Annotated in this window: 17 protein-coding genes; 5 read left to right on the forward strand and 12 right to left on the reverse strand. The window is 59.4% G+C overall.

The annotated features are described in order from the left end of the window. Positions 1-38: 38 nt before the first annotated feature. The 3 genes from C8N31_RS05695 to C8N31_RS20470 all read left to right on the forward strand — a co-directional run bounded on the left by C8N31_RS05695 (position 39) and on the right by C8N31_RS20470 (position 8,051). Positions 39-1,223 (forward strand): M24 family metallopeptidase, encoded by a 1,185-nt coding sequence (locus C8N31_RS05695; RefSeq protein WP_025048424.1) that lies wholly within the window; start codon positions 39-41, stop codon positions 1,221-1,223. Continuing rightward, the gene (gene doeB, locus C8N31_RS05700) at positions 1,220-2,212 is read left to right on the forward strand and encodes a N(2)-acetyl-L-2,4-diaminobutanoate deacetylase DoeB (protein WP_025048423.1); all 993 of its coding nucleotides are present in this window, start codon (positions 1,220-1,222) and stop codon (positions 2,210-2,212) included. The genes C8N31_RS05695 and doeB overlap by 4 nt, the downstream gene beginning before the upstream one ends. A 280-nt stretch (positions 2,213-2,492) precedes the next feature. Further along, a complete protein-coding gene (locus C8N31_RS20470; RefSeq protein WP_025048422.1) occupies positions 2,493-8,051 on the forward strand; it encodes a DUF4214 domain-containing protein in 5,559 nt (1,852 codons plus the stop codon). 34 nt (positions 8,052-8,085) lie between these two features. On the opposite strand, the gene hemN is transcribed toward C8N31_RS20470, so the two are convergent. The 5 genes from hemN to ccoG are packed head-to-tail and all read right to left on the reverse strand — an operon-like array spanning position 8,086 to position 13,782. Beyond that, a complete protein-coding gene (gene hemN, locus C8N31_RS05710) occupies positions 8,086-9,438 on the reverse strand; it encodes an oxygen-independent coproporphyrinogen III oxidase (RefSeq protein WP_025048421.1) in 1,353 nt (450 codons plus the stop codon). Beyond that, positions 9,435-9,635, reverse strand: a complete 201-nt coding sequence (gene ccoS / locus C8N31_RS05715; protein ID WP_025048420.1) for a cbb3-type cytochrome oxidase assembly protein CcoS — start codon at positions 9,633-9,635, stop codon at positions 9,435-9,437. Before ccoS ends, hemN begins: the two co-directional genes overlap by 4 nt. Then, positions 9,632-11,824: a heavy metal translocating P-type ATPase gene (locus tag C8N31_RS05720; RefSeq protein WP_025048419.1), complete on the reverse strand. Its 2,193-nt coding sequence runs from the start codon at positions 11,822-11,824 to the stop codon at positions 9,632-9,634. The genes ccoS and C8N31_RS05720 overlap by 4 nt, the downstream gene beginning before the upstream one ends. A gap of 9 nt (positions 11,825-11,833) precedes the next feature. Beyond that, positions 11,834-12,286: a FixH family protein gene (locus tag C8N31_RS05725; RefSeq protein ID WP_338063670.1), complete on the reverse strand. Its 453-nt coding sequence runs from the start codon at positions 12,284-12,286 to the stop codon at positions 11,834-11,836. A gap of 2 nt (positions 12,287-12,288) precedes the next feature. After that, positions 12,289-13,782 carry a cytochrome c oxidase accessory protein CcoG gene (gene ccoG / locus C8N31_RS05730; RefSeq protein ID WP_025048417.1) on the reverse strand — a complete coding sequence of 498 codons (1,494 nt, stop codon included), beginning with the start codon at positions 13,780-13,782 and terminating at the stop codon, positions 12,289-12,291. A gap of 199 nt (positions 13,783-13,981) precedes the next feature. Between ccoG and C8N31_RS05735 the strand changes: the two genes are divergently transcribed. Then, on the forward strand, positions 13,982-14,566 hold the full coding sequence (locus C8N31_RS05735; protein WP_025048416.1) for a DJ-1/PfpI family protein: 585 nt from the start codon (positions 13,982-13,984) through the stop codon (positions 14,564-14,566). Positions 14,567-14,657: 91 nt separating this feature from the next. Here C8N31_RS05735 and ccoP read toward each other — a convergent pair whose 3' ends face one another. Genes ccoP through ccoN form a run of 4 tightly spaced genes read right to left on the reverse strand, consistent with a single transcriptional unit; the run spans position 14,658 to position 18,164 of the window. Next, positions 14,658-15,557 (reverse strand): cytochrome-c oxidase, cbb3-type subunit III, encoded by a 900-nt coding sequence (gene ccoP / locus C8N31_RS05740; RefSeq protein ID WP_025048415.1) that lies wholly within the window; start codon positions 15,555-15,557, stop codon positions 14,658-14,660. Continuing rightward, positions 15,554-15,778 carry a CcoQ/FixQ family Cbb3-type cytochrome c oxidase assembly chaperone gene (locus tag C8N31_RS05745; protein ID WP_025048414.1) on the reverse strand — a complete coding sequence of 75 codons (225 nt, stop codon included), beginning with the start codon at positions 15,776-15,778 and terminating at the stop codon, positions 15,554-15,556. Before C8N31_RS05745 ends, ccoP begins: the two co-directional genes overlap by 4 nt. Positions 15,779-15,792: 14 nt before the next feature. Beyond that, positions 15,793-16,548: a cytochrome-c oxidase, cbb3-type subunit II gene (gene ccoO / locus C8N31_RS05750; RefSeq protein WP_025048413.1), complete on the reverse strand. Its 756-nt coding sequence runs from the start codon at positions 16,546-16,548 to the stop codon at positions 15,793-15,795. A gap of 11 nt (positions 16,549-16,559) precedes the next feature. After that, positions 16,560-18,164 (reverse strand): cytochrome-c oxidase, cbb3-type subunit I, encoded by a 1,605-nt coding sequence (gene ccoN / locus C8N31_RS05755; protein ID WP_037918505.1) that lies wholly within the window; start codon positions 18,162-18,164, stop codon positions 16,560-16,562. A gap of 194 nt (positions 18,165-18,358) precedes the next feature. Here ccoN and C8N31_RS05760 point away from each other — a divergent pair, with 194 nt between their 5' ends. Then, positions 18,359-19,198 (forward strand): universal stress protein, encoded by an 840-nt coding sequence (locus C8N31_RS05760; protein WP_025048411.1) that lies wholly within the window; start codon positions 18,359-18,361, stop codon positions 19,196-19,198. A 4-nt stretch (positions 19,199-19,202) separates the two neighbouring features. Here C8N31_RS05760 and fnrL read toward each other — a convergent pair whose 3' ends face one another. The 3 genes from fnrL to C8N31_RS05775 all read right to left on the reverse strand — a co-directional run bounded on the left by fnrL (position 19,203) and on the right by C8N31_RS05775 (position 23,464). Then, complete coding sequence (gene fnrL, locus C8N31_RS05765) at positions 19,203-19,949, reverse strand: transcriptional regulator FnrL (protein WP_025048410.1); 747 nt, start codon at positions 19,947-19,949, stop codon at positions 19,203-19,205. Positions 19,950-20,069: 120 nt separating this feature from the next. Beyond that, complete coding sequence (locus tag C8N31_RS05770; RefSeq protein ID WP_025048409.1) at positions 20,070-22,346, reverse strand: mechanosensitive ion channel family protein; 2,277 nt, start codon at positions 22,344-22,346, stop codon at positions 20,070-20,072. Beyond that, positions 22,343-23,464 carry a 2Fe-2S iron-sulfur cluster-binding protein gene (locus C8N31_RS05775; protein WP_146173108.1) on the reverse strand — a complete coding sequence of 374 codons (1,122 nt, stop codon included), beginning with the start codon at positions 23,462-23,464 and terminating at the stop codon, positions 22,343-22,345. Before C8N31_RS05775 ends, C8N31_RS05770 begins: the two co-directional genes overlap by 4 nt. Positions 23,465-23,528: the final 64 nt, after the last annotated feature.

A 23,528-nucleotide genomic window follows, 5' to 3' on the forward strand; every position in this document is an offset into this window, starting at 1 on the left:
GCGGGACAGGCCCGCGCGGAATTGACCGGAACAAGCCCATGACAACATTTGATAAAAACTTCTCTGACGATGAATATCGCCGCCGCATTGCCAAAACCCGCACCGCGATGGACGCCGCAGGGTTGGAGGCGATTGTGGTTTGCGATCCGTCCAACATGTCTTGGCTCACCGGTTATGACGGCTGGTCCTTCTACGTCTATCAGGGCGTGGTGCTGACGCAGTCCGGTGATCCGGTGTGGTGGGGCCGCGCCATGGATGCGGTGGGCGCGGGGCGCACGGTGTTCATGGACGGGGCCGATCATATTCGCGGCTATGATGACACTTATGTGCAGAACCCGGAAAAGCACCCGATGTCCGATCTGGCGGGGCTATTGACCGAATTGGGCCTGTCCAAGGCGCGGATCGGGGTCGAGCTGGACAACTACTATTACTCTGCCAAGGCGCATATGACCTTGTCCGATGAATTGTCGGAGGTGCGGTTCGCCGATGCGACCGGTCTCGTCAACTGGCAGCGGGCGGTCAAATCGCAGACCGAGATTGAATACATGCGCCGCGCCGCGCGGATTGTCGAAGTGATGCATGAACGTGTGTTTGAACTGGCTGAACCGGGGTTGCGTAAAAACGATCTGATTGCCGAGATCTACGCGACCGCCATTCGCGGAACCGAGGGGCATTGGGGGGATTATCCGGCGATTGTGCCGATGGCCCCGTCCGGCCTTGATGCCACCGCGCCGCATTTGACATGGGATGACCGGCCAATGCAGGCCGGCGAGGCGACGTTTTTTGAAATCGCAGGCGCACACCGGCGCTATCAATGTCCGCAGTCGCGGACCCTGTTCCTTGGCGATGTGCCGCAAAAATACCGAGATGCCGAAAGCGCGGTTCTGGATGCCATTGACGCCGGGCTTGAGCAGGCCAAGCCGGGCAATCAGGCCCAAGATATCGCCAATGCCTTTAACGCCACGCTCAACAAGGCGGGTTTTGAGAAAGACAGCCGCTGTGGCTATGCCATCGGGATCAGCTATCCGCCCGACTGGGGCGAACGCACGATCTCATTCCGGCGCGGTGACACCACGGTGCTTGAGCCGGGGATGACCTTTCATTTCATGCCCGCGCTTTGGCTCGACGATGGCGGGCTTGAGATCACGGAGCCGATTTTGATCACCGAGGCGGGCCATGAGTGCCTGTGCAATACGCCGCGTGAATTGTGGGTGAAACGATGACGGCCAACCCGATCACCGCCACGATTCCACTGGATGCGCAGGGCGTGCATCACGGGTTTCTGAAACTGCCCCACAGCCGCGATGACAGCGCTTGGGGGTCGGTGATGATCCCGATCACGGTGATTGCCAATGGCACAGGGCCAACCGCATTGCTGACGGGGGCCAATCACGGCGATGAATACGAAGGGCCAATTGCGCTTCAGAATTTGGCCGTGACACTGACCCCCGATCAGATCACCGGGCGGGTGATTATCCTGCCGATGATGAACATGCCAGCCTTTGCGGCGGGCAAACGCTGTTCGCCCATCGATGGGGCCAACATGAACCGCAGCTTTCCGGGAAAGCCCGATGGCAGTGTCACTGCCAAGATCTGTGATTTCATCGCGGCCCAACTGGTGCCTTTGGCCGATGTGGTGCTGGATTTCCACTCGGGTGGCAGCACGCTGGATTTTCTGCCCTTCGCGGCGGCGCATGTTCTGGAAGACAAGACCCAAGAGGCGGCCTGCATGGCGGCGATGCAGGCCTTCAACGCACCCTATTCGGCGCGAATGCTGGAGATCGACAACGTTGGTATGTTTGACACCGAGGTCGAAAACCAGGGTAAGGTCTTTGTCACCACCGAATTGGGCGGCGCGGGCACGTCGACCGCCCGCAGCGTCGCCATCGCCCGCAAAGGTATTCACAACCTGTTGATCCATAGCGGTATTTTGCAGGGCGAGATGAGCCAAGCGCCTTCGGTTAACATCGACATGCCCGATGCCAGTTGTTTCCACTTTGCGCCAAATGCCGGGATGATCGAATATCTGGCGGACTTGGGTGATCCAGTGAATGAAGGACAGCCGATTGCCCGCATCTGGCCCGCAGATCGCACTGGCGTGGCACCGCAGATCTGCACCGCGGGGCGCAGCGGTATTCTGGCCGCCCGCCATGTGCCGGGGCTGGTCAAAATGGGTGATTTTGTAGGGCTGGTGGCCGTGGTTCTGGACTGAGGCACGCCACCCGCACCGCCAGCGGCAATCGGCCGAAGCAGACGCACGATCTGCCGATCTTTGCCGACATCGCAAGCCGCTCTGGCGTTGCGGTCACGTTTATCTATTTTCTGTGCTCAAGCACGATTTGGAACATCTTTTCGTCAACTTTTTCGATCATGGTCACAGGCGCTTGGGCGTTTTTGAGGCCGGTTTTGCGAAGGTGTGATGCAAAGCAGGGCCGGGCGTGCGGGTGTAGCAGGGCGCGAGGCCGCCTGATTGATGATTAAAGGTTTAAGACATGTCGTTTGAGATCAAGTTTGACTATCGCTTTGACACAAATGGGTTTTTCTCGGATGCCAGCCGCCGTGCCACCCTTGAAGAAGCCGCCCGTCTTTGGGAAAGCATCATCAGCGATGACTTTGAAGACGTGCAGGCGGGCATCTCGTTCGACATTACCAATCCCACCAATGGTGTGACCCAAGAAACCATCACTCTGACCGAGGCGGTTGATGATCTGATTGTGTTCGTGGGGGCGGCATCGCTGGGCGGTTCAACTTTGGGATATGCCGGGCCATCGGGTTATTCGGCATCCGGCGATATCTTTTCTGCACGGATCAGCGATGATTTTCGCGGCCAAGGTGCGGTCAGCGATTTTGAACCTTGGGCGGGTACACTGACATTTGACACAGGCACCAACTGGCACTTTGGTTTGGGTGCGCCTTCTGCGGGGCAGAACGATTTTCTGTCGGTCGCGGTACATGAAATCGGTCATATCCTTGGCATTGGCACGTCTGGGGCTTTTGATGCGCTGGTGTCGGGTGAAACCTTTACAGGAACCAATGCGCGGTCCGTCAATGGCGGCGCGGCGGTGCCTTTGCACGATGATCACAGCCATGTCGAAGAAGGGTTCGACGGTGATACCGTGTCCCTCGATCCGATGTTGACCACGGGCACACGCGTATTGCTCAGCGATGTGGACAAAGCCATCCTTGCCGATATCGGCTATGAGGTGACGGGATTTGCGGCGCAAGGATCTCAGCCAGCGATAGCCACCGGCAGCGGCGAGACGATATTTGGCACCATTGTTGGTGATCTGATCGACGGTCTGGGCGGCAATGATCAGATCCAAGGCAATCTGGGCGATGACACGCTGCATGGCGGCAGCGGGCAGGACACGTTGTTTGGCCAGACCGGCGCGGATGAATTGTTTGGTGACGCTGGGAATGATCAGCTTCAGGGCGGCATCGGCAATGACACCCTGCGCGGCGGTGCGGGCGAGGATGTGATGTTTGGCCAAGGCGGCACCGACACCTATGTTGTCGGCCTCGGGGAGGGACAGAACACCGTATATGATTTTGATCTCCGCTCCGAAGTGATCCGTTTGATCGACAGCGGCTTTGCCACTGCAAATGCGGCGATTGCCGCGATCACCAAACCGTTTTCCAACGTCTCACGGCTGACGTTGTCTGATGGCACTTACATCGATGTCTTCCACGGCTCCCAAAGCGGCACACCACTGACCGCCGCCAATATTGAGCTGGAGGGCGATGTGCCCGCTGGCAATTCCGAGGCAACCGGATCTGTCACCATCAGCGGCACCGCCCGTGAGGATCAGACCCTGACCGCAGGCACAGCAGGGATCGCCGATGCCGATGGATTGGGCGCGTTTTCCTATCAATGGCTACGTGATGGCAGCGCCATCAGCGGCGCCACCGGCAGCAGCTATACCCTTGGCCAGTCCGATGTGGGCGACCGGATTTCCCTGCGGGTCAGTTTTGAAGATCAGGCCGGTTATGACGAAGCCCTGACAAGCGCCCTGACGGCCACAGTACAAAACGTCAACGATACGCCTCAGGGCAGCATCGGGATCAACGGCACGGCGCGGCAAGGCGTCTTGTTGACTGCCCAGACCTCTGGGCTGTCGGATGCCGATGGCCTTGGTCCGTTCAGCTATACATGGTTGCGCGACGGCGCGGCGATCTCTGGCGCGACCGGCAGCAGCTATCGCCTGGCCCAATCGGATGTGGACCAAACCATAAGCCTGCGCCTGTCCTACACCGATCAGCAAGGTACCACCGAATATGTCAACAGCGCCGCCACTGCCGCTGTGCAAAACGTTAATGACGCGCCCACGGGCGGCGTGCAAATCAATGGTACCGCGCGCGAGGGCAGCGTGCTTTCGGCGCGCACCAACGCCTTGGCTGACGCCGATGGTCTGGGTGCATTGTCTTATCAATGGCTGCGCGACGGCAGTGTCATCAACGGCGCAACCGGCAGCAGCTTTGCCCTGACGCAGGCCGACGTTGGCCGTGAAATCACGTTGCGGGTGCGCTACACCGATCAGCAGGGCACGTCCGAGACCGTGACAAGCGCGGCGACCGATCCTGTGCAAAACCTGAACGAAGTCGCGCAGGGCCCGGTCGATATCACCGGAACCGCCTTGCAGGGCGTGACCTTGATGGCAGACACGTCAGGCGTGACTGACAGCGACGGATTGGGCGGTTTTTCCTATCAGTGGCTGCGTGATGGCGGACAAATCGCTGGCGCCACATCGGCCAGCTATCAATTGACCCAAAATGACGTCGATACGCAGATTTCGGTCCGGGTGAGCTTTGTTGACGGGCAGGGCACCTTGGAAAGTCTGACCAGTGGGGCCAGCGCAGTGGTGCAAGACATCAACGATGCGCCGCAAGGGTCGGTGCAGATCAACGGTCAAGCACAAGAAGGGGCAACCCTGATTGCAATTACAAACGGTCTGTCCGACGCCGACGGTCTTGGTTCATTTTCCTACCAGTGGCAGCGGGGCGGCAGTGATATCGCTGGCGCCACCGGCAGCAGCTATGCGTTGCAACAAGGCGACGTGGGCGCAGCGATCACTGTGCAGATCAGCTATACCGATGGGCAAGGCCACCTTGAAACCGTCACCAGCCCTGCCACAGCCGCAGTCGAAAACACCAACACCGTACCGCAAGGCAATGTCACCCTGACCGGCATCGCCGCGCAGGGAGAAACGCTGGGCGTGGATGCATCCGCAGTGACAGACGGGGATGGTCTTGGGGCATTTTCTTATCAGTGGTTGCGCGATGGGCAAGAGATCACCGGCGCAACAGCACAGAGTTACGATTTGGGCCAACAGGACGTGGATGCGCAGATGTCAGTGCGCGTGTCTTACGTTGACGGGCACGGCACCAGCGAGGCCGTAACCAGCGGCCCAAGCGGCCCTGTGCAAAACGTCAACGATGCGCCGCAGGGCACGGTGCAAATCACCGGCATGGCCAAACAAGGCGCCACGTTGACAGCTGGCACAGGTAGCATCGCGGACCCAGACGGATTGGGCGCGTTTTCCTATCAATGGCTGCGCGGCGAAACGGACATCGCTGGCGCGACTGGGGCGCAATACACGCCTGTGCAGGCGGATGTCGGTGCCACCTTGCAGGTCCGCGTGACATATACCGATGATCAAGGCAGCGTTGAAACCGTGATCAGCGGCGCAACGGCAGCTGTGGAAAACCAAAACGATCCGGCCACAGGCACGCTGACCATCACAGGCAACGCCGTTGAGGGTGGCACATTGACCGCCGCAGTCAACGATCTGGCCGACGACGATGGTCTGGGCGCATACACGATCACCTGGATTGCCGATGGTCTTGAGACCGGTGTCACCGGCACCGCCTATGGCCTGACCGCCGCCGATATTGGCAAGGTTTTCTCCGCCCGTTTGGATTTCACCGACGGCTTTGGTGCAAGCGAGGTCTTGCTGGCAGAGCCAACCGGCCCGGTGACAAACACCAACGATCCGGTGACGGGTGCGGTTGTGATCAACGGCGATGCCAAAGAAGGCGCGACATTGACCGCAGATGCCAGCGGGCTCAGCGATCCGGACGGGCTTGGCCCGTTCCACTACCAATGGCTGCGCGATGGCGTTGCACTCACTGGCGCAACAGAGGCCGAATATACCCTTGTCGCCGCCGACATCGGCAGCGCCATGTCTGTAGGGGTGTTCTTTGATGATCAATACGGCAATGCCGAAGCTGTGACGTCTGGCGCAACGGACCTGATTGAAAATGTGAACGATCCGGTAACCGGTGCGGTCCATGTCTCTGGCACATTGCAAGAAGGCAGCACCTTGACCGCCCAAACGGATGCTCTCGCGGATTTGGACGGATTGGGCACATTTGCCTTTGTCTGGCTCCGCGATGGCGCGGAAGTGCCGGGCCAAACTGCGGCAAGCTATGACTTGACCGCCGCCGATATTGGCAAAGAGTTGCAAGTACAGGTGAGCTTCACGGACGGCCAAGGCACAGCCGAGACCGTGACATCAGCGGCCACAACACCTGTTCAAAACCTGAACGACGCGCCGGTTGGTGCCGTGACCTTGACCGGCATGGCCAAAGAGGGCAGCGCCCTGTTTGCGGATACATCAGGGATCACCGATGCTGACGGGATCGGCCCGTTCCGCTTTGTCTGGTTTCGTGATGGCGTGGAACAGACAGCGGTGGAAACCGCAACCTATGATCTGGGCGCTGCGGACATTGGCGCCGAAATCCATGTGCAGATCACCTATGAAGACGGATTTGACACACAAGAAGTCCTGACCTCGGCCAGCAGTGGCGCGGTGGCAAACCGCAATGACCTGCCCACAGGGGCGGTTGTCGTGACCGGAACTGCCGAAGTGGGCAAAACACTCAGCGTTGATACAAGCGCTGTGGCAGACGCAGATGGATTGGGGGCCTTCGCCTATGTCTGGCTGCGCGATGGAGAGATGATCATCGGCGCGGACGCTGCCGAATACACGCTCACCCCCGCCGATCTGGACGCCTTTATCGAAGCGCGGATTGCGTACACGGACAGTTTCGGCAGCGATGAAACCCTGACCAGTGCCAGCTTTGGCCCCATTGGCCCGCTTGTCAAAGACCGGGTCGAAGGTGGTCCGACGGATGATACCCTGACCGGCAGCACTGGCCCTGATGACGTATCAGGCGGTGCGGGCGATGACACATTGAACGGCGGGCAGGGCGATGACGACCTGAACGGCGGTGCAGGGGGGGACACGGCCCAATTTGCAGGCGCGCAACAGAGTCATACCCTCACCATCAGTCGCAGTGGCATGGTTCTGGCCGACCGCACTGTGGACGGCAACGGCACGGATACCCTGCAAGACATCGAATTTCTGAGCTTTGACAGCACCATACCGCTGTTTGATGGCAACGACATGGACCTGCGGGCCTTTGCCGGACCTGCCGCCCTGAGCGCAGACCAGATGGAAAGCGTGATCGAGCTATATATCGCCTATTTCAACCGCGCCCCGGATGCGGTGGGGCTGTTTTTCTGGGGCACCGCCTTTGCCGAGGGAACAACGCTTGATGACATGGCAAAGCTGTTCATTGATCAGGATGAAACCCGTGCGGCCTATCCGGATGGTACGTCAAATCTGGAATTTGCCGAAACCGTTTACAACAATGTTCTTGGCCGTACACCGGATGTGGCAGGCCTGAACTTTTGGGTTGGGCTATTGGATGACGGATCAGTTCAGCGGGCAGACTTCATCCTTGAGGTTCTGCGCGGCGCACGGGCTGATGCCCCAGTGGACGCCAGCGCAGAGTTCATCGCGCAACAGGCCGAGGACCAACAGTATCTTGAGGTCAAAACCGATATCGGCGCCTATTTTGCCGTTCACAAAGGCATGTCTGCCGTGCAAGAAGCCGCCGCAGCAATGGCGTTGTTTGATGGCACGGCGGCGGGAATTGAGGCCTCAACAGATGCGATTGAGGCATTCTTTGCAGATGCGCTGGATGCAGAAAACGGGGATTTCCTGATGCCGCTGATCGGTGTGTTGGATGATCCTTTCGCGGCCTGAGCAATGCCCGAGCCGAAAAAGCCTAAGAGCCTCCTCAGGAGACCCGCGAATATCCCACATTGCCCATGGTGAACGTGTCAAAGAAATGTGCCAAACGGCGCACCAAAGGGCGTGCCTCAACCGACAATGACAAACGCTCCGCGTCCTCCGTGTAGAGGCCCGCACATTCCGCCCGCAGTGCCATAAACGCCGGGGCTAGCATGGCCTGTTGCGCATCGGTCAGCGCCAACTCGTTATAATCAATGGCATAATCGCACATCAGCATTTCAATGATCCGGCTGCGCAGCTTGTCTTCTCCAGTCAGTTCATAGCCGCGTGCGGTGGACAGTTCCCCGCCGCGCACAATCTTGGAATAGGGGCCGGTCTGCGGTGTGTTCTGGCTAAAGCCATTTTCGAAACGCGAAATGGAAGAGGCCCCCAGACCCAGCAGGGTCCCACAGCCATTAACGGTGTAACCCTGAAAATTGCGCCGCAGATTGCCCTCGGCGGCGGCAATGGCCATGTTGTCCGTTGGTTTGGCAAAATGGTCGATCCCGATTGCGGTCATGCCCGATCCGGTCAAAACATCCGTTGCGTGATTGAACAGGGCAAAGCGGGCGCGATCATCCGGCAGCGCCTGTTCAGGGATCAGCTGTTGGCGTTTGGCCATATGCGGCACATGGGCGTAGCCAAAAAGCGCGATCCGGTCGGGATCAAGTGACATTACCTGATCCAGGGTGCGCCCGAACCCTTCGACGGATTGAAACGGCAACCCGTAAACCAGATCAATGTTGAGCGAGGCAATGCCCGCCCCGCGCAACAGATCAACGGCTGTCTTGGTCTGTTCGTAGCTTTGCAACCGGCCAATGGATTCCTGCACCTGAGTAGCAAAATCCTGCACCCCGATGCTGGCCCTCGACATGCCAGCCGCCCGCAGCGCGGTGATCTTGTCTGCATCCACCAGCGTTGGGTCAATCTCGACTGAAAACTCAGTGTTCTCATCACGTTGGAACACACCATCAATCGCCGTGACCAGCCGTTTGATCAACTCCGGTGGCAAGATTGTTGGCGTGCCGCCGCCCCAATGCATCTGTTTGATGCGCTGCTTGCCCTTCAGATGTTTGGCCACCACGGCCAGCTCGGCCTCAAGCGTGGCGATGTAATGCTGCACGGGCGCCAGACTGCTGACCCCTTGGGTGCGACAGGCGCAGAACCAGCACAGACGTTCGCAGAACGGGATATGCAAATAAAGCGAGATCGGCTCATCCGGGTCCAGCGCCGCAAGCGCTTTGGCCTGAAAATCGGCACCGATGCCGTCATGAAACGCAGGGGCCGGCGGATAGCTGGTGTATCGGGGCAGGCGCTGGTCAAAAAGGCCACGGGCCTTGAGTGTGTCAAAATCCATCATGAGGACTTTTGTGAATCGCTTTCATCGGGCTGTCTTTGATCAAGATCAACTGGCGCAGTTTCGTCATCCAAAAGAACACGCCAGGCCGCGCCGTCCAGATCGTCATACTGATCGGCCCGCAGGCTCCAGACAAAGGCGAGCAAGCCCAGGCCGCCAAGGCCCAGCGAAACCGGGATCAGGATGGACAGAATATTCATGCCTTGCGCCTCCGTTGCAGCCGCATCGCGTTCAGCAAGACCACGATGGAAGAACTGGACATGGCAATCGCCGCCAGCAACGGCGTGACAAACCCGGCCATGGCAAAGGGGATCACCAAGGCGTTGTAGGCTGCCGCGATGCCGAAGTTTTCCAGAATGCGCCGCTTGGCGCTGCGCGATGTTGTGATCAGTTCGGGCAGGGCGGCCAGCGTATCGCCCAGCATCACCACATCCGATGCTGCCCGTGCCGCATCCGCCGCCGCCGCTGGCGCGACAGAGGCATAGGCGGCGGCCAAGGCACCTGTGTCATTCAGGCCGTCACCGACCATCAGAACCTTGCTGCCGCTCTCCGCCAATCTGTTCAGATAAGCGATCTTGTCCGCCGGGCTTTGCCCCGCATGCACATGGTTGATGCCAAGCGCTTGTGCCACCGCATCCGTTGCGGCAGGGGTGTCGCCAGAGATCAGGTGCATCTCAGTGCCGCTCTTGCGCAGCTCTGCCACCATGTCCTCGGCACCCTTGCGCAGGGTTGCTTGCAAGGGCAGGAACACCGGCGCGTCATCACCGATTTGCAACCATGCACCATGGCCGCCTTCTGGCTGCGCACCGACAAAGTGATCCGCGCCCAGCTTGACGGCTTGCCCGTTGATCCGGGCGGAAACGCCTTTGCCGGGGTGTTCGGCTACATCGGTCAAAATGGCAGCCTTGGTGCCAAGGGACTCAAAGCCCAACGCCAAGGCGCGGGAAATTGGATGGGTCGAGGATTGCGCCAGCCCCAGCGCAATGGCGCGGGTGTTACTTGGCATTGTCTCAACCGCGCCAACCTCAAGCTGGCCTTCGGTCAAGGTGCCGGTTTTGTCAAAAACCACCACGTCCGTTTCGGCAATCCGTTCCATGGCGGTGCCGTTCTTGACCAGCAGACCAGACCGAAACAACCGGCTTGCCGCCGCAGTGGAGACCGCAGGCACCGCCAGCCCCAAGGCACAGGGGCAGGTGATGATCAGAACCGCGACCGCGATATTCAGCGAATGACGGAAATCACCGGTGTAGGTGATCCAGCCCGCAAAGGTCACAAGGGCCAGCAAATGTACCGCAGGGGCATAGATAGCGGCGGCCCGGTCGGCCAGTGCGGTATAGCGGTTGCGGGCGGATTCCGCCGCGTCGATCATTGTGACCATGCGGCGCAGGCTGGTGTCTTCGCCCACAGCCGTAGCGCGGATCGTCAAGGGACCGCTCAGGTTCACTTCGCCCGCGCTAACCTGAACGCCGACATTGGCCGCCACCGGCAGGCTTTCACCGGTCAACAGGGCACGGTCGATGTTGCTGACCCCGTCGATCACCTCACCGTCCACAGGCACCCGTGCGCCGGGCAAAACGATGATCGGATCACCCACCTGCGCTTGGCTGAGGTTGATGGTTTCACGCCCTTCTGCGGTTTTGCGCAGGATGCGCGGCACTTCGAGCGCCGCCAGTTCCTTGGCCGCGGATCGCGCCGTGGCGCGGCAGCGGTGATCAAGGTACCGGCCGATCAGCAGAAAACAGGTCAGCGACAGCGTCGCATCGAAATAGGCCGTATGCCCGCCTGCGGCTGTCTCATAAAGTGACATCGCCGCCGTCAGGATCAGCGCCAGCGAAATCGGCACATCCATATTCAGGCGGCCCACCCGCAGGGCGGTCCAGGCGTGACGGAAGAATGGCTGTGCGGCATATCCCAAGGCAGGCAGTGAGATCGCGGCAGACAGCCAATGGAACAGCGTTCGGGTTGCATCCGTGGCACCGGACCAGACCGCCACCGACATCAACATGACATTCATCATGGCAAAGCCCGCGATGGCGATGCGGATCAGCAAGGCGCGCCCTTCGCGGTCGCCGTCTTGCCCCAAGGCATCCAGATCAAGGATACGCGCCTCAATCCCCAGATCGGTCAGCTGATCAATCAGGTCTTCGGGCATGGTGCCGTGCGCGGCTGTGATCGTCACCTGTTTGCGGTTCAGGTTCACGCGGGCGGAATGCACATCGGCGCGGCCCAAGAGCCCGCGTTCCACGGTTGAAATGCAAGCCGCACAATGGATCGACGGCAAGGACAAATGAAATATATCGCCCGCAGCATCGCTTTGGGCGGCGGCGGGCAGGGGGCCTGCGACACAACCCGGACAGGCAGCCAAATGAGGGGTTTCGGCCAGTGACATCAGCGTTTCCTATCGCGCCGTGATCGGGATGCGGCGGCGGAATTCGGTGCCATCCTCGGCCGTCATGTTCAGCCACAGCGTCCAATAGCCTGCTGGCACATCCACATCAGCCACCAGCGCCGTGCCATCCCAGACAAAGGCCGGCGTCACATCTTCGGCCACATGGGTGGCGCGGCCCAGCGTGGCTTTGACCGCTGCCGGTTCAAAGGCCACACCGTCCCGGTCCAGCACGCGCAGCGTGAGCACCTGATCGGCGATCTCGGCAGAAACGTCCCAAGCCAGAGCATTTTGCGCAGCGCGGTCCGCGTCAAACCGTTGGCTGGCCACATAGGAGTTTTTGGTCACCAACCCCGGAAAGGTCGAGACCGCCTGAAAGGCGAGGGTCAGGTTCACCCCGATAATCACGGCAAAACACCCTGCAAAGATGCCAAAGACATGCCAGCCGGTCAATGTACGCTTCATGATCATGAGCCTTTCCCGTTAAAGATCGTTGCCGTGCTGGCGCGGGTTTGTGTGTCGAGATCCTCGACCCAGATCCGCAAGTCGGACCGATCGGCACTTGCCGCCGGATCTTGCCGCCGTGCGGTGACATAAACGCGCTGCAACATCGTGCTGTCTGCAGGTACTTCTACACTGAGGGTCTCGCTGCCTTCAAGGTTGATGCGCAGGGTCTCCTCCGAGGTCAGCGACAAATGGAACAGGCGGTCATCGCCAGATTTGTTGCGCAGACGCACGTCATAGATGTTGCGGATCGACCCGTCTGATTGGGTCACATAGGTTGGATTGCGCACCGGAGATACGGTCAGTTCGATGTCCGACCGGATAAACAGTGCAAAGAGCAGACCTAGACCGACAATCGACCACAAGGCGGTGTAGAGGATCGTGCGGGTGCGGAACACGTGCTGCCAAACCGGTTTGGGCTTCCAGCTTTGGTATTCGGGTTCTTCCTTGGCGGGGGGCACATCTTCGAGCGCGAGATAGTCGATCAAACCGCGCGGCTTGCCGATCTTGTCCATGATCTCGTCACAGGCGTCGATACACAGGGCGCAGGTGATGCATTCCATCTGTTGGCCATCGCGGATGTCGATTCCCATGGGGCAAACGTTGACGCAGGCCATGCAGTCGATGCAATCGCCCTGCGCGACTTCCAACTCCGGCACTTCGGTTTCGGCATAGGCCGTTGTGGTGCGGGCGGCAGCGGCGGCGCGGGCGCCTTTGCGGTGCTTGCCACGCGGCTCACCGCGCCAATCGCGGTAGCCTACGGTCAATGTGCCTTCATCCATCATCGCAGCCTGAATGCGCGGCCAGGGGCACATGTAGATGCAAACCTGCTCGCGCATGAACCCACCAAAGACAAAGGTTGTCGCAGTCAGAACCGCGATAGAGGCATAGGCAACAAAGGGCGCATCCAGTGTAAAGAGGTTGATTGCCAATGTGGGCGCATCGGTGAAATAGAACACCCAGGCGCCACCCGTGGCGATAGAAATCAGCAGCCAGACGATCCATTTACTGACCCGAAGCCGCCATTTGCGAAAGCTCCACTTGGCCTTAAGCAATCTGATCCGTGCGTTGCGGTCGCCCTCGATCCAGCGTTCCACCAGCAGAAACAGATCGGTCCAGACCGTCTGCGGACAGGTATAGCCACACCAGACCCGGCCAAGTGCCGAGGTGAACAGGAACAACCCCAGCCCCGCCATGATCAAAAGACCGGCGACAAAGTAGAACTCATGCGGCCAAATCTCGATCCACAGGAAAAAGAACCGCCGGTTGGCCAGATCCGCCAGAACCGCCTGATCGGGCATGTTTGGCCCGCGATCCCAACGCACCCAAGGCAGCAAATAGTAAATGCCAAGGGTGATGCCCATGATCCACCATTTCATCGTGCGGAAAAAGCCCGACACGCGGCGGGGGAAGATCGGTTCACGGGGGGTATAGAGCGGCTGAGGGGAATCTGTCATTTGAATCGGTCCAAATAAGGGTCTGTTCGCACCGGAGTTATGCAGCCGCAGCGTGATCCTTGCTTTGATCTGGGTCAAGTGTCCTGACAGCCTGCGTCAGCAGACCGCAGGGGGCGGCGCAAAAGCTGCGTTCTACGCTGGACGCAATTCCATTGGACTGTCAGGCCGATGGTGATTAACGCATTGAAAGGACGAAAGAATGCACAAGGTTGCGGTGCTGCTCAGCGATGGATTTGCCGATTGGGAATATGCTTTGATCGGGGGCACGGGCGGGCCGTTCTATGGGCTTGAGATACAATATGTCACACTCGGCGCGGCGCATCTGACCTCGCAGGGCGGGATGCAGGTGCGGGTGGCAAAGACCCGTGCGGATATGGCGGAAATGCAGCCCGGTGTGATTGTGGTGATCGGCGGCATGATCTGGGAAACGGACCGTGCGCCGGACATCACGGATAGGTTGCGCCGGCACCATCAGGGCGGTGGTACGGTCGCGGGGATCTGCGGCGGCACGCTGGCACTGGCGCGGGCCGGGCTACTGGATGATCACGCACATACGTCAAATGATGCCGCGTTCCTGCCCGCCCATGCGCCCGGCTACAAAGGGCAGGGGCGCTATCAGGCCCAAGCCGCCGCTATACAAGATGGCCGGGTGATCACTGCCCCCGGCACAGCTCCGGTGAGCTTCACCGCCGAAGTCTTCCGAGCGGCAGGGCTGGGGGCAGAACCCGCGGCCCAATTCAAAGCGATGCTCGCAGCCGAGCATGAGATTGAAAAACTTCCATAAAAAAAGGGGTGCCCCTCCTCAGGCACCCCTTCCTTTGCGCGCGGCTTGGTGCGAACAGAGCCGCAAGCGCAAAGTTCCTTGTGGCTTGGTCTCAGTTGGCGGGTTCTTCGCCGCCACCAAGCTGGTGAACATAGGCCGAAACCGCCTGCACCTGTGCCTCTGTCAGACGCGTACCCCATGGAGGCATCACGCCAAATCGGGCATTGGTGATGGTATCGGTCAGTGCTTCGCGGTCACCGCCATAAAGCCAGATCGCATCCGCCAGATTGGGTGCGCCCTGATCGCGATCACCAAGGCCGGCGTCACCGTGACAGGAGGAACAATTGTCTGCGTAAAGCTCGGCACCCGGTGCCGCGACAGCCGCGTCAAATTCTTCGCCTGACAAGGACCGGACATGTTCGACCAATGCGGTGATTTCCTCTTTTTCCAGCAGCTCGCCAAAGGCGGGCATTTCGGAATAGCGGGCATCATCATCTACATCGTTGCGAATGCCGTGGCGGACGGTATAGGCGATGTCCTCCATGGAGCCGCCCCAGAGCCAATCGTCATCCAGCAGGTTCGGATAACCCTTGGCACCCGCCGCCCCAGAGCCGTGGCACTGCGAACAATTGTTGCGGAAGACAGAGCCGCCCGAAGACACAGCATAGCGGAACAGGTCATCGTTCTCGCGCAGGGTGTCCAGATCGGCACTGGCCAGTTGTGCGTCCCGCGCCGCCGAGGCTTCGCGGAATTCGTCGATATCCTGGGCCACTTCGCCGCGTGTGGAATAGCCCAGCAAGCCTTCGGTTGCACCGTTGATCAGCGGCCAGGCCGGATAAGCGACGGAATAGCCGATGCCCCAGATGATGGTCAGGTAAAAGCACCACAGCCACCAACGCGGCAGAGGGTTGTTCAGCTCCTGAATGCCATCCCATTCGTGGCCAGTGGTTTCGATCCCGCTGACGTCATCAACTTTGTCGTTCTTTCCGCTCTGTGTGTTCTGCGCGCTCATTTCGCGTCTCCGATCTGATAGTGTCCGTCCTTGGGGTCGGTGCCATCGGCACCGTCCAGAGGTCCGGTCGTGTCATTGCGAAAGGGGATGTTGGCGGTTTCCAGGTGGGTTTCCCGGCTGCCGGGCCGGAAGGCCCAGACAATCACGCCGAGGAAGAACAGCGTCAGAGCCAAAAGCATCCAGCTGTCCGCGAATTCCCGCATCCATGAATAGGTTTCCATCATGGTCTCCTTTCTTAACGGCTTGCGTCTGGCGTGAAGGTCGAGAAATCAACCAACGTGCCAAGCATCTGCAGATAAGCCACCATCGCGTCCATTTCCGTCAGGCCGGGCTGGCCGTCAAAGTTGCGGACTTGTGCGTTGGAATAGCGTTCCTGAAGGCCGTCATAGTCACTGTCGGGATCGGCCTGCGCGAGGAAGTCCGCCGCCGCGTTCTCAACCATCTCGTCGGTGTAGGGGACGCCGACGAAACGTTGGGTGCGGATCAGGTCTTCGATGTATTTCGCATCAATCGGGGTACGCGCAAGGAACGCATACTTTGGCATGATCGATTCAGGCACAACGGACTGTGGGTCCATCAGGTGATCCACATGCCAGCCGTCAGAGTAACGGCCGCCAACCCGTGCCACATCAGGGCCGGTCCGCTTGGACCCCCACTGGTGCGGGTGGTCATACATGCTTTCTGCAGCGAGGGAGTAGTGGCCGTAACGGTCCACTTCATCGCGCATCGGGCGGATCATCTGGCTGTGGCACGTGTAGCAGCCTTCGCGGACATAGATCTCGCGACCTGTCAGCTCAAGCGGCGTGTAGGGCCGCATGCCGTCTACCTCTTCGATGGTGTTTTCGAGGTAGAACAGCGGTGCGATTTCCACGATCCCGCCGATGGTGACAACTGCCAGAGACAGAACCATCAGAAGGGTGGCCGATCTTTCGATCATCGCGTGGCGTGCAAGGAAGCCCTTTTTGGGCGCAGTGTTTTGATTATCAGACATGTTTTTGTTCCTTACTCAGCTGGCACACCGACGGGGGCAGTGACTTTCTGTCCTCCGCGGATGGTCATCCACATGTTCCACACCATGATCAGCGCGCCGGTGAGGTATAGAACCCCGCCCAGACCCCGCACGATGTACATCGGGAACTTCGCAGCAACGGTGTCGGCAAAGGAGTTCACGAGGAAGCCCTGTGCATCCACTTCACGCCACATCAGGCCTTCCATGATGCCGGTCACCCACATGGATGCCGCATAAAGGACGATACCGATCGTCGCGAGCCAGAAGTGCCAGTTGATCGCGGACATGGAGTACATCTGCGCACGGCCCCAAAGTTTTGGCGTCAAGAAGTAAAGCGCCGCAAAGGTGATCATACCGTTCCAGCCAAGTGCGCCGGAGTGAACGTGACCGATGGTCCAGTCAGTGTAGTGGCTCAAAGAGTTCACCGCACGGATCGACATCATTGGTCCTTCGAATGTGGACATGCCGTAGAACGCAAGGCTGATCACAAACATCCGGATGATCGGATCGGTGCGCAGCTTGTCCCAAGCGCCGTTCAGCGTCATCAGACCGTTGATCATCCCGCCCCAGCTGGGCATCCACAAGATGATGGAGAACACCATGCCAAGGGTCGAGGCCCAGTCAGGCAAAGCGGTGTAGTGCAAGTGGTGTGGACCGGCCCAGATATACAAGAAGATCAGCGCCCAGAAGTGGATGATCGACAGTTTGTAGCTGAACACCGGACGGCCGGCCTGCTTTGGGACGAAGTAGTACATCATGCCCAGGAAACCCGCAGTCAGGAAGAAGCCAACGGCGTTGTGGCCGTACCACCACTGGGTCATCGCATCCTGCACACCCGAGAACACCTGAATAGAGCGCGAGCCCCAGATGCTGACCGGAACGGACAGGTTGTTGACCAGATGCAGCATCGCAACGGTGATGATAAAGCTCAGCAAGAACCAGTTGGCCACATAGATGTGCTTTTCCTTACGTTTGATCAGCGTGCCCATGTAGATGACAAGGAAGGCCACCCAAACCAGGGTCAGCCAGATATCAACGTACCATTCAGGTTCTGCATATTCTTTGGATTGTGTGGCACCAAGCAGATAGCCGGTCGCGGCCAGCACGATAAACAGCTGATAGCCCCAGAACACGAACCAACGCAGGTTCCCGCCCCAAAGCCGTGTGCCGCAGGTGCGCTGCACAATGTAGAACGACGACATGATCAGCGCGTTGCCGCCAAAGGCGAAAATCACCGCTGATGTGTGAAGGGGACGCAGACGCCCGAAGTTCGCATAAGGCTGTGCCCATTCGAAGTTCAGGACCGGAAAGGCCAGCTGAAACGCGATGAACGTGCCTGCAAGAAACCCGACAACGCCCCAAAAGCCGGTGGCAATTACCCCGGCTCGCACCACGTCGTCCATGTATCCGTTTGCGTCGATACCGCCATTGTTTGGCTCGTCTGTGCGCCGAAGCACCCAGATGAACATCCCGGCGGCCACAGCCATGATGATCAGCGCGTGGATCTGATATGCCAGATCGCGGCCCCAATCGGCTGCAAGGGCTGCAAAGATCGTAATCAGCCCCAATATGATTAGTTTAAAAAAATCAGACGTCATTTTCTGTCCCCTCTGTCCGCCACCAACCCCGAGGAGCGGGAAAGCGCGGTTTGCGTCGTAGAGCAGCATTTGCATCTTGGCTCGCAGATGTTCTTTGATCTGAGTCAAATGCCGTTCGTTTTCTTTTTGGGCGATATCAAAGACAGGGGTCAATGCGACATGCAGGCTGTTTAAGAAATAAAAGGAGAAACAGCATGTCCATTCAGACTGTCACCACTGTTCTGACCGACAAAGAAACAGCCGTCTCGCAGATTGAGGCCGCGGCGAGTTTTGCCCGCACCTGTGATGCGCATCTTCAGGTTCTGGCATTAGGCACAGGTCTGGACCAGCCCGGCGTGGTGCAGGGGGCATTAGACGCGGTGCCGATCTCGGCCAGCCTCGAAGACGGGATGTTGCGGGCCAAGGAGCTGGCAGAGGTTGCAGAACAAGAACTGGCAAAAGAAGACATCCGCTGGGATGTGGATGAGGTGTCCTCGCTGACCTCCTCGCGCAGCAATGACATCACGCGGCACATCCGGTTCAGCGATCTGGTGATCCAACAGCGTTCCTCCGATCGGGTCGCGGCGGCGCATGTGGCGCAAACGGCAGAGACGGTGCTGTTTGACGGCGATTGCCCGCTTTTGCTGCTGCCGGAGCGGCACGAGATGTCGGCACCGCCGAAAAAAGTCATGGTCGCGTGGGACGAAAGCGCAACCGCACTGCGGGCCGCACGTCTGGCGCTGCCACTGCTGCGCCGCGCCAGCAGTGTTTATGTTGCCATTGTAGATCCGGCCAAAGATTCGCCGGATCGGTCAGATCCCGGCGGCGCTTTTGCGCAGTTTCTGGCCCGCCATGATGTCAAATGTGAAGTGATGGTGCTGTCGCGCACCGACGACACGGTCTCGCAAACCATTGAACGCCGGGCACAGGAATTGGGCTGTGATCTGGTGGTGATGGGGGCATACGGCCACTCACGCCTGCGCCAAGCGCTGTTTGGCGGCACAACGCGACATATGCTGGAAAGTGCGATCTTGCCGGTTTTCCTGGCGCACTGACGTATCAGGTTAGCATCATCCCATCGGTATCGTCCCCGGTTTCGGCCATCAATCCGGCCAGATCGGGGATGGTGATGGTGCGGGTGCCGCCCAGTTCGATAATGCCGTCCTTGCGCAGGGCGGTCATCTGGCGGCTGACGGTTTCGATGGTCAGACCCAGATAATTCGCCATGGCCTCACGCGACATCGGCATTTCAAACGACAGGCCATCCTGAAGTTTCTGCATATGCAACGACGCGGTGCGACGGCCAATCAAAGACAGCAGACATGTGATCTTTTCCCGCGCGGTCTTGCGGCCCAAAAGCATCATCCATTCGCGGGCAACTTCCAATTCATCCAGCGTCATTGCCAGCAAACGCTGGCCGATGTGCGGCGTATCTTTGATCATGTTTTCAAAGGGTTTGCGCCGGAAACAGCACAGGGTGACCTTTTGGATCGCCACCACATCATAGGCCACGGCATCACGGCCGGGACGGCCAATGAAATCGGAAGGGAGCAAAAGGCCGACCATCTGAATGCGGCCATCCGGCAGAGTGCGTGACAGGGTCGCCGCACCCGACACTACGGAGGCCACGAAATGCATCTCGTCGCCCTCAAACATGATCGACTGGCCCGCATCGAAGGTCCGGTAATACTTGATATCTTCAAGCCGGCTTAGCTCATGCGGCTCGCAGGTCGCGCAGACAGCACGATTGCGAATGTTGCAGTCTGCACAGGCCATGAAATCCGAACTGGATTGCGCCAGAGTCATAAGGAGGTCTTTCGTCCGCTAAAAGTCCAACAGTTCTAGCATCAAGAGAGCCACAAGCAAACCCTCATCGGTGCGTCATTGTTGCCACCAAAGATCACGCACCTGTCCAAAAATCCCCAATCATGGCTCATCAGGGATCGGCGCCTTGGGGCCAAGCTGGGTTTCCGTGGCCTGCTGGGCGGCCGCGGCAACGGCGGTGCGTTCCTCTTCGGTCATGTTTTCCGATCCGGCCACTTCGACTTTGACATTGCGTTCGGCCATGCGGATGCCGTTCGCCTCAAAGGCGTCGCGCACCATCTGGTAGGCATCGCGCCGCACCAACCATTGCTCTCCGGGGCGGGTCATGAATTTGACGCCAACAACCATGTTAAACTCCTCCATGCGCCGCACACCTTGGGACTTGAGTGTTTCAATAATGCTATGGCCATAGAATTCGTTTTCGAGCATCTCCGCGCCGATTTTCTTGATCAGCTTTTTGACCAGTTTCAGATCGGTTTCAAACGGCACGCGGAATTCCAGCTTCATGATCACCCAATCGCGCGAATGGTTGGTCAGATGACGCAACTCGCCAAAGGGCAGGGTATGCACCGCGCCCCTGTGGTGGCGAATTTGCAGGGACCGGATCGAGATTTTCTCGACCGTGCCGCGCAATTGGTCGATCTCGACATATTCGCCGACCCGGAACGCATCATCGACAAGGAAGAAGATCCCCGAGACCACATCCTTGACCAGTGATTGCGCACCAAAGCCGATGGCGATGCCAAGAACACCCGCACCCGCAAGGATCGGCGCGATATTGACGCCCAGTGAGGACAGCACAGACATCGCCACCATCACCAGCAATGTCACCATCAATGTGACCCGCAGCAGTGGCAGCAAGGTGGCCATCCGCGCCTCTGGCCCCGGCGCGGTGCCCGGTTCTGGCGGGCGATAGGCGGCCAACCTGCGGTCGATCGCCGAACTGGCCCAGACCCAGACCAGATCGGCCAGCAAAAGCGCCACCGCGCTGTCGATCAAAACCCGAAGGGCACGGCCCGAGAATGTCGGCGTTGCCGCCCGTTCAAAGACCCGCAGATCCCAGACCATGGCCAAGACGGCCCCAATGGCAAACAGCGCGACAAAGCGCACCAGCCGTTGCGCCAGCGGGCGGTAGCTTTCGTAAGGATGGTCGGGCAACGGCGCATCCACGTCTTCGTCATGCAAATCAGCAATGGGTTCGGCCGCGGCTTCGCTGGCTTCGATCTCAGCCAGATCAGCAGGATCAGGCGCTTCAATACGGATCACCTCGGCCTTGGCCCGGTCAAAGCTGTCATCGACCCAAAGCCGCAGCAACCGCAAGCCGGGCACCAGCAAGCCAAGCAAGGCAAAGCTCCACATCAAGGCGGGCAGGGCCAACACCAATGCAGCGTAGACCAGCACCGCCAGCACACACAGATAGACCCGCCAAAGCCGCTGTGCACGGCTGCGTGGCAGATCGAGCACCGTTGTGATCTTGCCAAAACCATAGATCACCGCCGCCAGAGTCAGGACCAATGCCAGCGTCGCCAGCGCGAGACTGACACCAAGCGCCTGCGGGGACTGTCCGCCGCTGCCGGTGATGCGGCCAAATACATCTGCCATGGAAGCTGCGAGCACAAAGAACCCGGCCAAGCACAGCAGCAGTTTGGACAGGAATTTGGCCACCGGGTTGGACAGCGGCAGCAAACGCAATTCTTCCACAGAAGGGGCCAGAAACAGCACCAAAAGCGCCCGTATCGCCCGCACCCCAAACACCACAACCAACAGGTTCAGCACCAAGGTTTCCAACGTCGGCGGCCATGAAAAGGCAGCAAAGGTGCCAATGCTGCCAAACGCAAAGATTGCCAAACCGGTCAAGGTGATCAGGGACCGCAAGGTCGCCGCCGTCACCCGTTCGCGCACCGTGCTGACATGCTGCAATTCGATGCGCAGTTTTACCGGGTTGGTGTATTGCCGGTACAGCCATTCCAGCCCGGCACCCACAAACAAAAAGATCATAACAAAGGTCAGGCCGCGCACTTGCTGGGCAGGGGTGACCTTGGTTTGCCAACGCTCCAGAATAAAGGCGGGGGCCGAAGGAAACGCACGCCAAGCCTGTCCCAGATCGCCGATCCGCGCCCGGATACCGGTCAGGACAGCTTCGGCCTCTTCGCGAAAGGTCGCGCCGTTGTCATCTGCGATTGCTCCGGCGGTGTCCGCTTGGGCGGTTAACCAACCTTGGATGCGCGGATCGGCCAGCAGGCGGGTGAATTCGTGCAAATCATTGGCTGAGGGGGCATCAAGGGGTGCGGCGGCGGCGGTGTCCTGCGCGGCGGCAGGCAGCGCGGCCAAAGTCAGGCTCAGCCAAAGCAGGGCGGCGCGGATCATGCGGACCATCATGCGGGCACCTCATCTGTATCATGCCGGGGTTTGGCCGCAGGGGTGCTGTCAAATGCAAAATCAGGCGGGAACACCCGCGCCACAGTCAATTCGGTGCCATGTTCAAGCGGCAATTGGCAGGCCAGACGCACGTCATCGCCTTTGTTGATCCGGTCCAGTGTCATCTGCTCCAGTGCCGAGGCTGGCGGTGGCGGATTGCCGGCCACGTCCAAAATGCGCACGGCGCAGGTGCCGCAACGCCCGCGCCCGGAACACAGATTGGCATGAGGTTGATCGGCACGGCGAAACCCGTCCAGCAAGCTTTGCCCGGTCAAGGGCGCAATCCGCCCGATGTCTTGGGTGGTCACAGTGACTCGCACATTCTGGGCCATCCAGTTGCGCAATCCGCGTGCCGCCAGCACCAGCACGGCCAGCCCTGCCGATACCCAGATCACCCAGTTCGTTACGGTCTTAATCAAACCAAAGGGGATCGGCGCCACAAAAGCCGGATCGCGGATCAGCTCTGGCCCTGCGCCCTCGGCCAGCACGATCCGTCCGGCCTGCGCAAACCCGATCAACGCCAGCACCGGCACCGCCACCGCCAATGGATAGAGATAGGGCAGATACCCCGCCGCCGCGCGTTTGGAGCGCAGCCACATGAACAGACCCGCACAACCATGCACCCAGACCACAGACAGCAGAACGACCTGTGTCAGTCCGATACCCGGATTGCTGAGCCAGAAAATCCGGTTGATCAGGACATAATCCACCAAAACACCCGATTGCTGCAACATCGAAACGCCTATGGCATGGGTCGCCAGCAAAGGCAGAACGGTCAGCCCCGACAAGGCCTGCACCAGATCCTGAGCGGTGCCTGAAATGCTTGGCCGCTGATAGATCGACCACAGCCCGACAAAATAATGCAGCAGCAGCATGGTCAGCGTGACATAAGACGCCGCGCCATTGGTCCAGATGCCCGAGAGGTAGGGCCGCGCTGCATCCATTGCATCCACCGACAGCACCCCCAGACAGAGGTTCAGCAAATGACAGGTCACATATCCCAGCAAATAAAGGCCACTGAACATGCGCAAGTTGCGCATCGTTTTTTGCTGTGCCGGGCGGGAGGGGGCTTGGCTCAATGGAATGTCCTTGATCAAAAAGCTGCGTCAATATCGCACAGTCTATGATCTGGGACGGGCAGGG

The organism is Sulfitobacter mediterraneus (assembly GCF_003054325.1).
In the GTDB taxonomy this organism is placed as follows: Bacteria; Pseudomonadota; Alphaproteobacteria; order Rhodobacterales; family Rhodobacteraceae; genus Sulfitobacter; species Sulfitobacter mediterraneus.

What these genes read in the sequence shown, in the direction of transcription:
- hemN (WP_025048421.1), bottom strand. Translation starts at nt 9,438, where the DNA reads ATGATGGATTTTGACACACTCAAGGCCCGTGGCCTTTTTGACCAGCGC.
- ccoN (WP_037918505.1), bottom strand. Translation starts at nt 18,164, where the DNA reads ATGACGTCTGATTTTTTTAAACTAATCATATTGGGGCTGATTACGATC.
- ccoG (WP_025048417.1), bottom strand. Translation starts at nt 13,782, where the DNA reads ATGACAGATTCCCCTCAGCCGCTCTATACCCCCCGTGAACCGATCTTC.
- C8N31_RS05760 (WP_025048411.1), top strand. Translation starts at nt 18,359, where the DNA reads ATGTCCATTCAGACTGTCACCACTGTTCTGACCGACAAAGAAACAGCC.
- doeB (WP_025048423.1), top strand. Translation starts at nt 1,220, where the DNA reads ATGACGGCCAACCCGATCACCGCCACGATTCCACTGGATGCGCAGGGC.
- C8N31_RS05745 (WP_025048414.1), bottom strand. Translation starts at nt 15,778, where the DNA reads ATGGAAACCTATTCATGGATGCGGGAATTCGCGGACAGCTGGATGCTT.
- ccoS (WP_025048420.1), bottom strand. Translation starts at nt 9,635, where the DNA reads ATGAATATTCTGTCCATCCTGATCCCGGTTTCGCTGGGCCTTGGCGGC.
- ccoO (WP_025048413.1), bottom strand. Translation starts at nt 16,548, where the DNA reads ATGTCTGATAATCAAAACACTGCGCCCAAAAAGGGCTTCCTTGCACGC.
- ccoP (WP_025048415.1), bottom strand. Translation starts at nt 15,557, where the DNA reads ATGAGCGCGCAGAACACACAGAGCGGAAAGAACGACAAAGTTGATGAC.
- C8N31_RS05720 (WP_025048419.1), bottom strand. Translation starts at nt 11,824, where the DNA reads ATGTCACTGGCCGAAACCCCTCATTTGGCTGCCTGTCCGGGTTGTGTC.
- C8N31_RS20470 (WP_025048422.1), top strand. Translation starts at nt 2,493, where the DNA reads ATGTCGTTTGAGATCAAGTTTGACTATCGCTTTGACACAAATGGGTTT.
- C8N31_RS05725 (WP_338063670.1), bottom strand. Translation starts at nt 12,286, where the DNA reads ATGAAGCGTACATTGACCGGCTGGCATGTCTTTGGCATCTTTGCAGGG.
- C8N31_RS05770 (WP_025048409.1), bottom strand. Translation starts at nt 22,346, where the DNA reads ATGATGGTCCGCATGATCCGCGCCGCCCTGCTTTGGCTGAGCCTGACT.
- C8N31_RS05695 (WP_025048424.1), top strand. Translation starts at nt 39, where the DNA reads ATGACAACATTTGATAAAAACTTCTCTGACGATGAATATCGCCGCCGC.
- fnrL (WP_025048410.1), bottom strand. Translation starts at nt 19,949, where the DNA reads ATGACTCTGGCGCAATCCAGTTCGGATTTCATGGCCTGTGCAGACTGC.
- C8N31_RS05735 (WP_025048416.1), top strand. Translation starts at nt 13,982, where the DNA reads ATGCACAAGGTTGCGGTGCTGCTCAGCGATGGATTTGCCGATTGGGAA.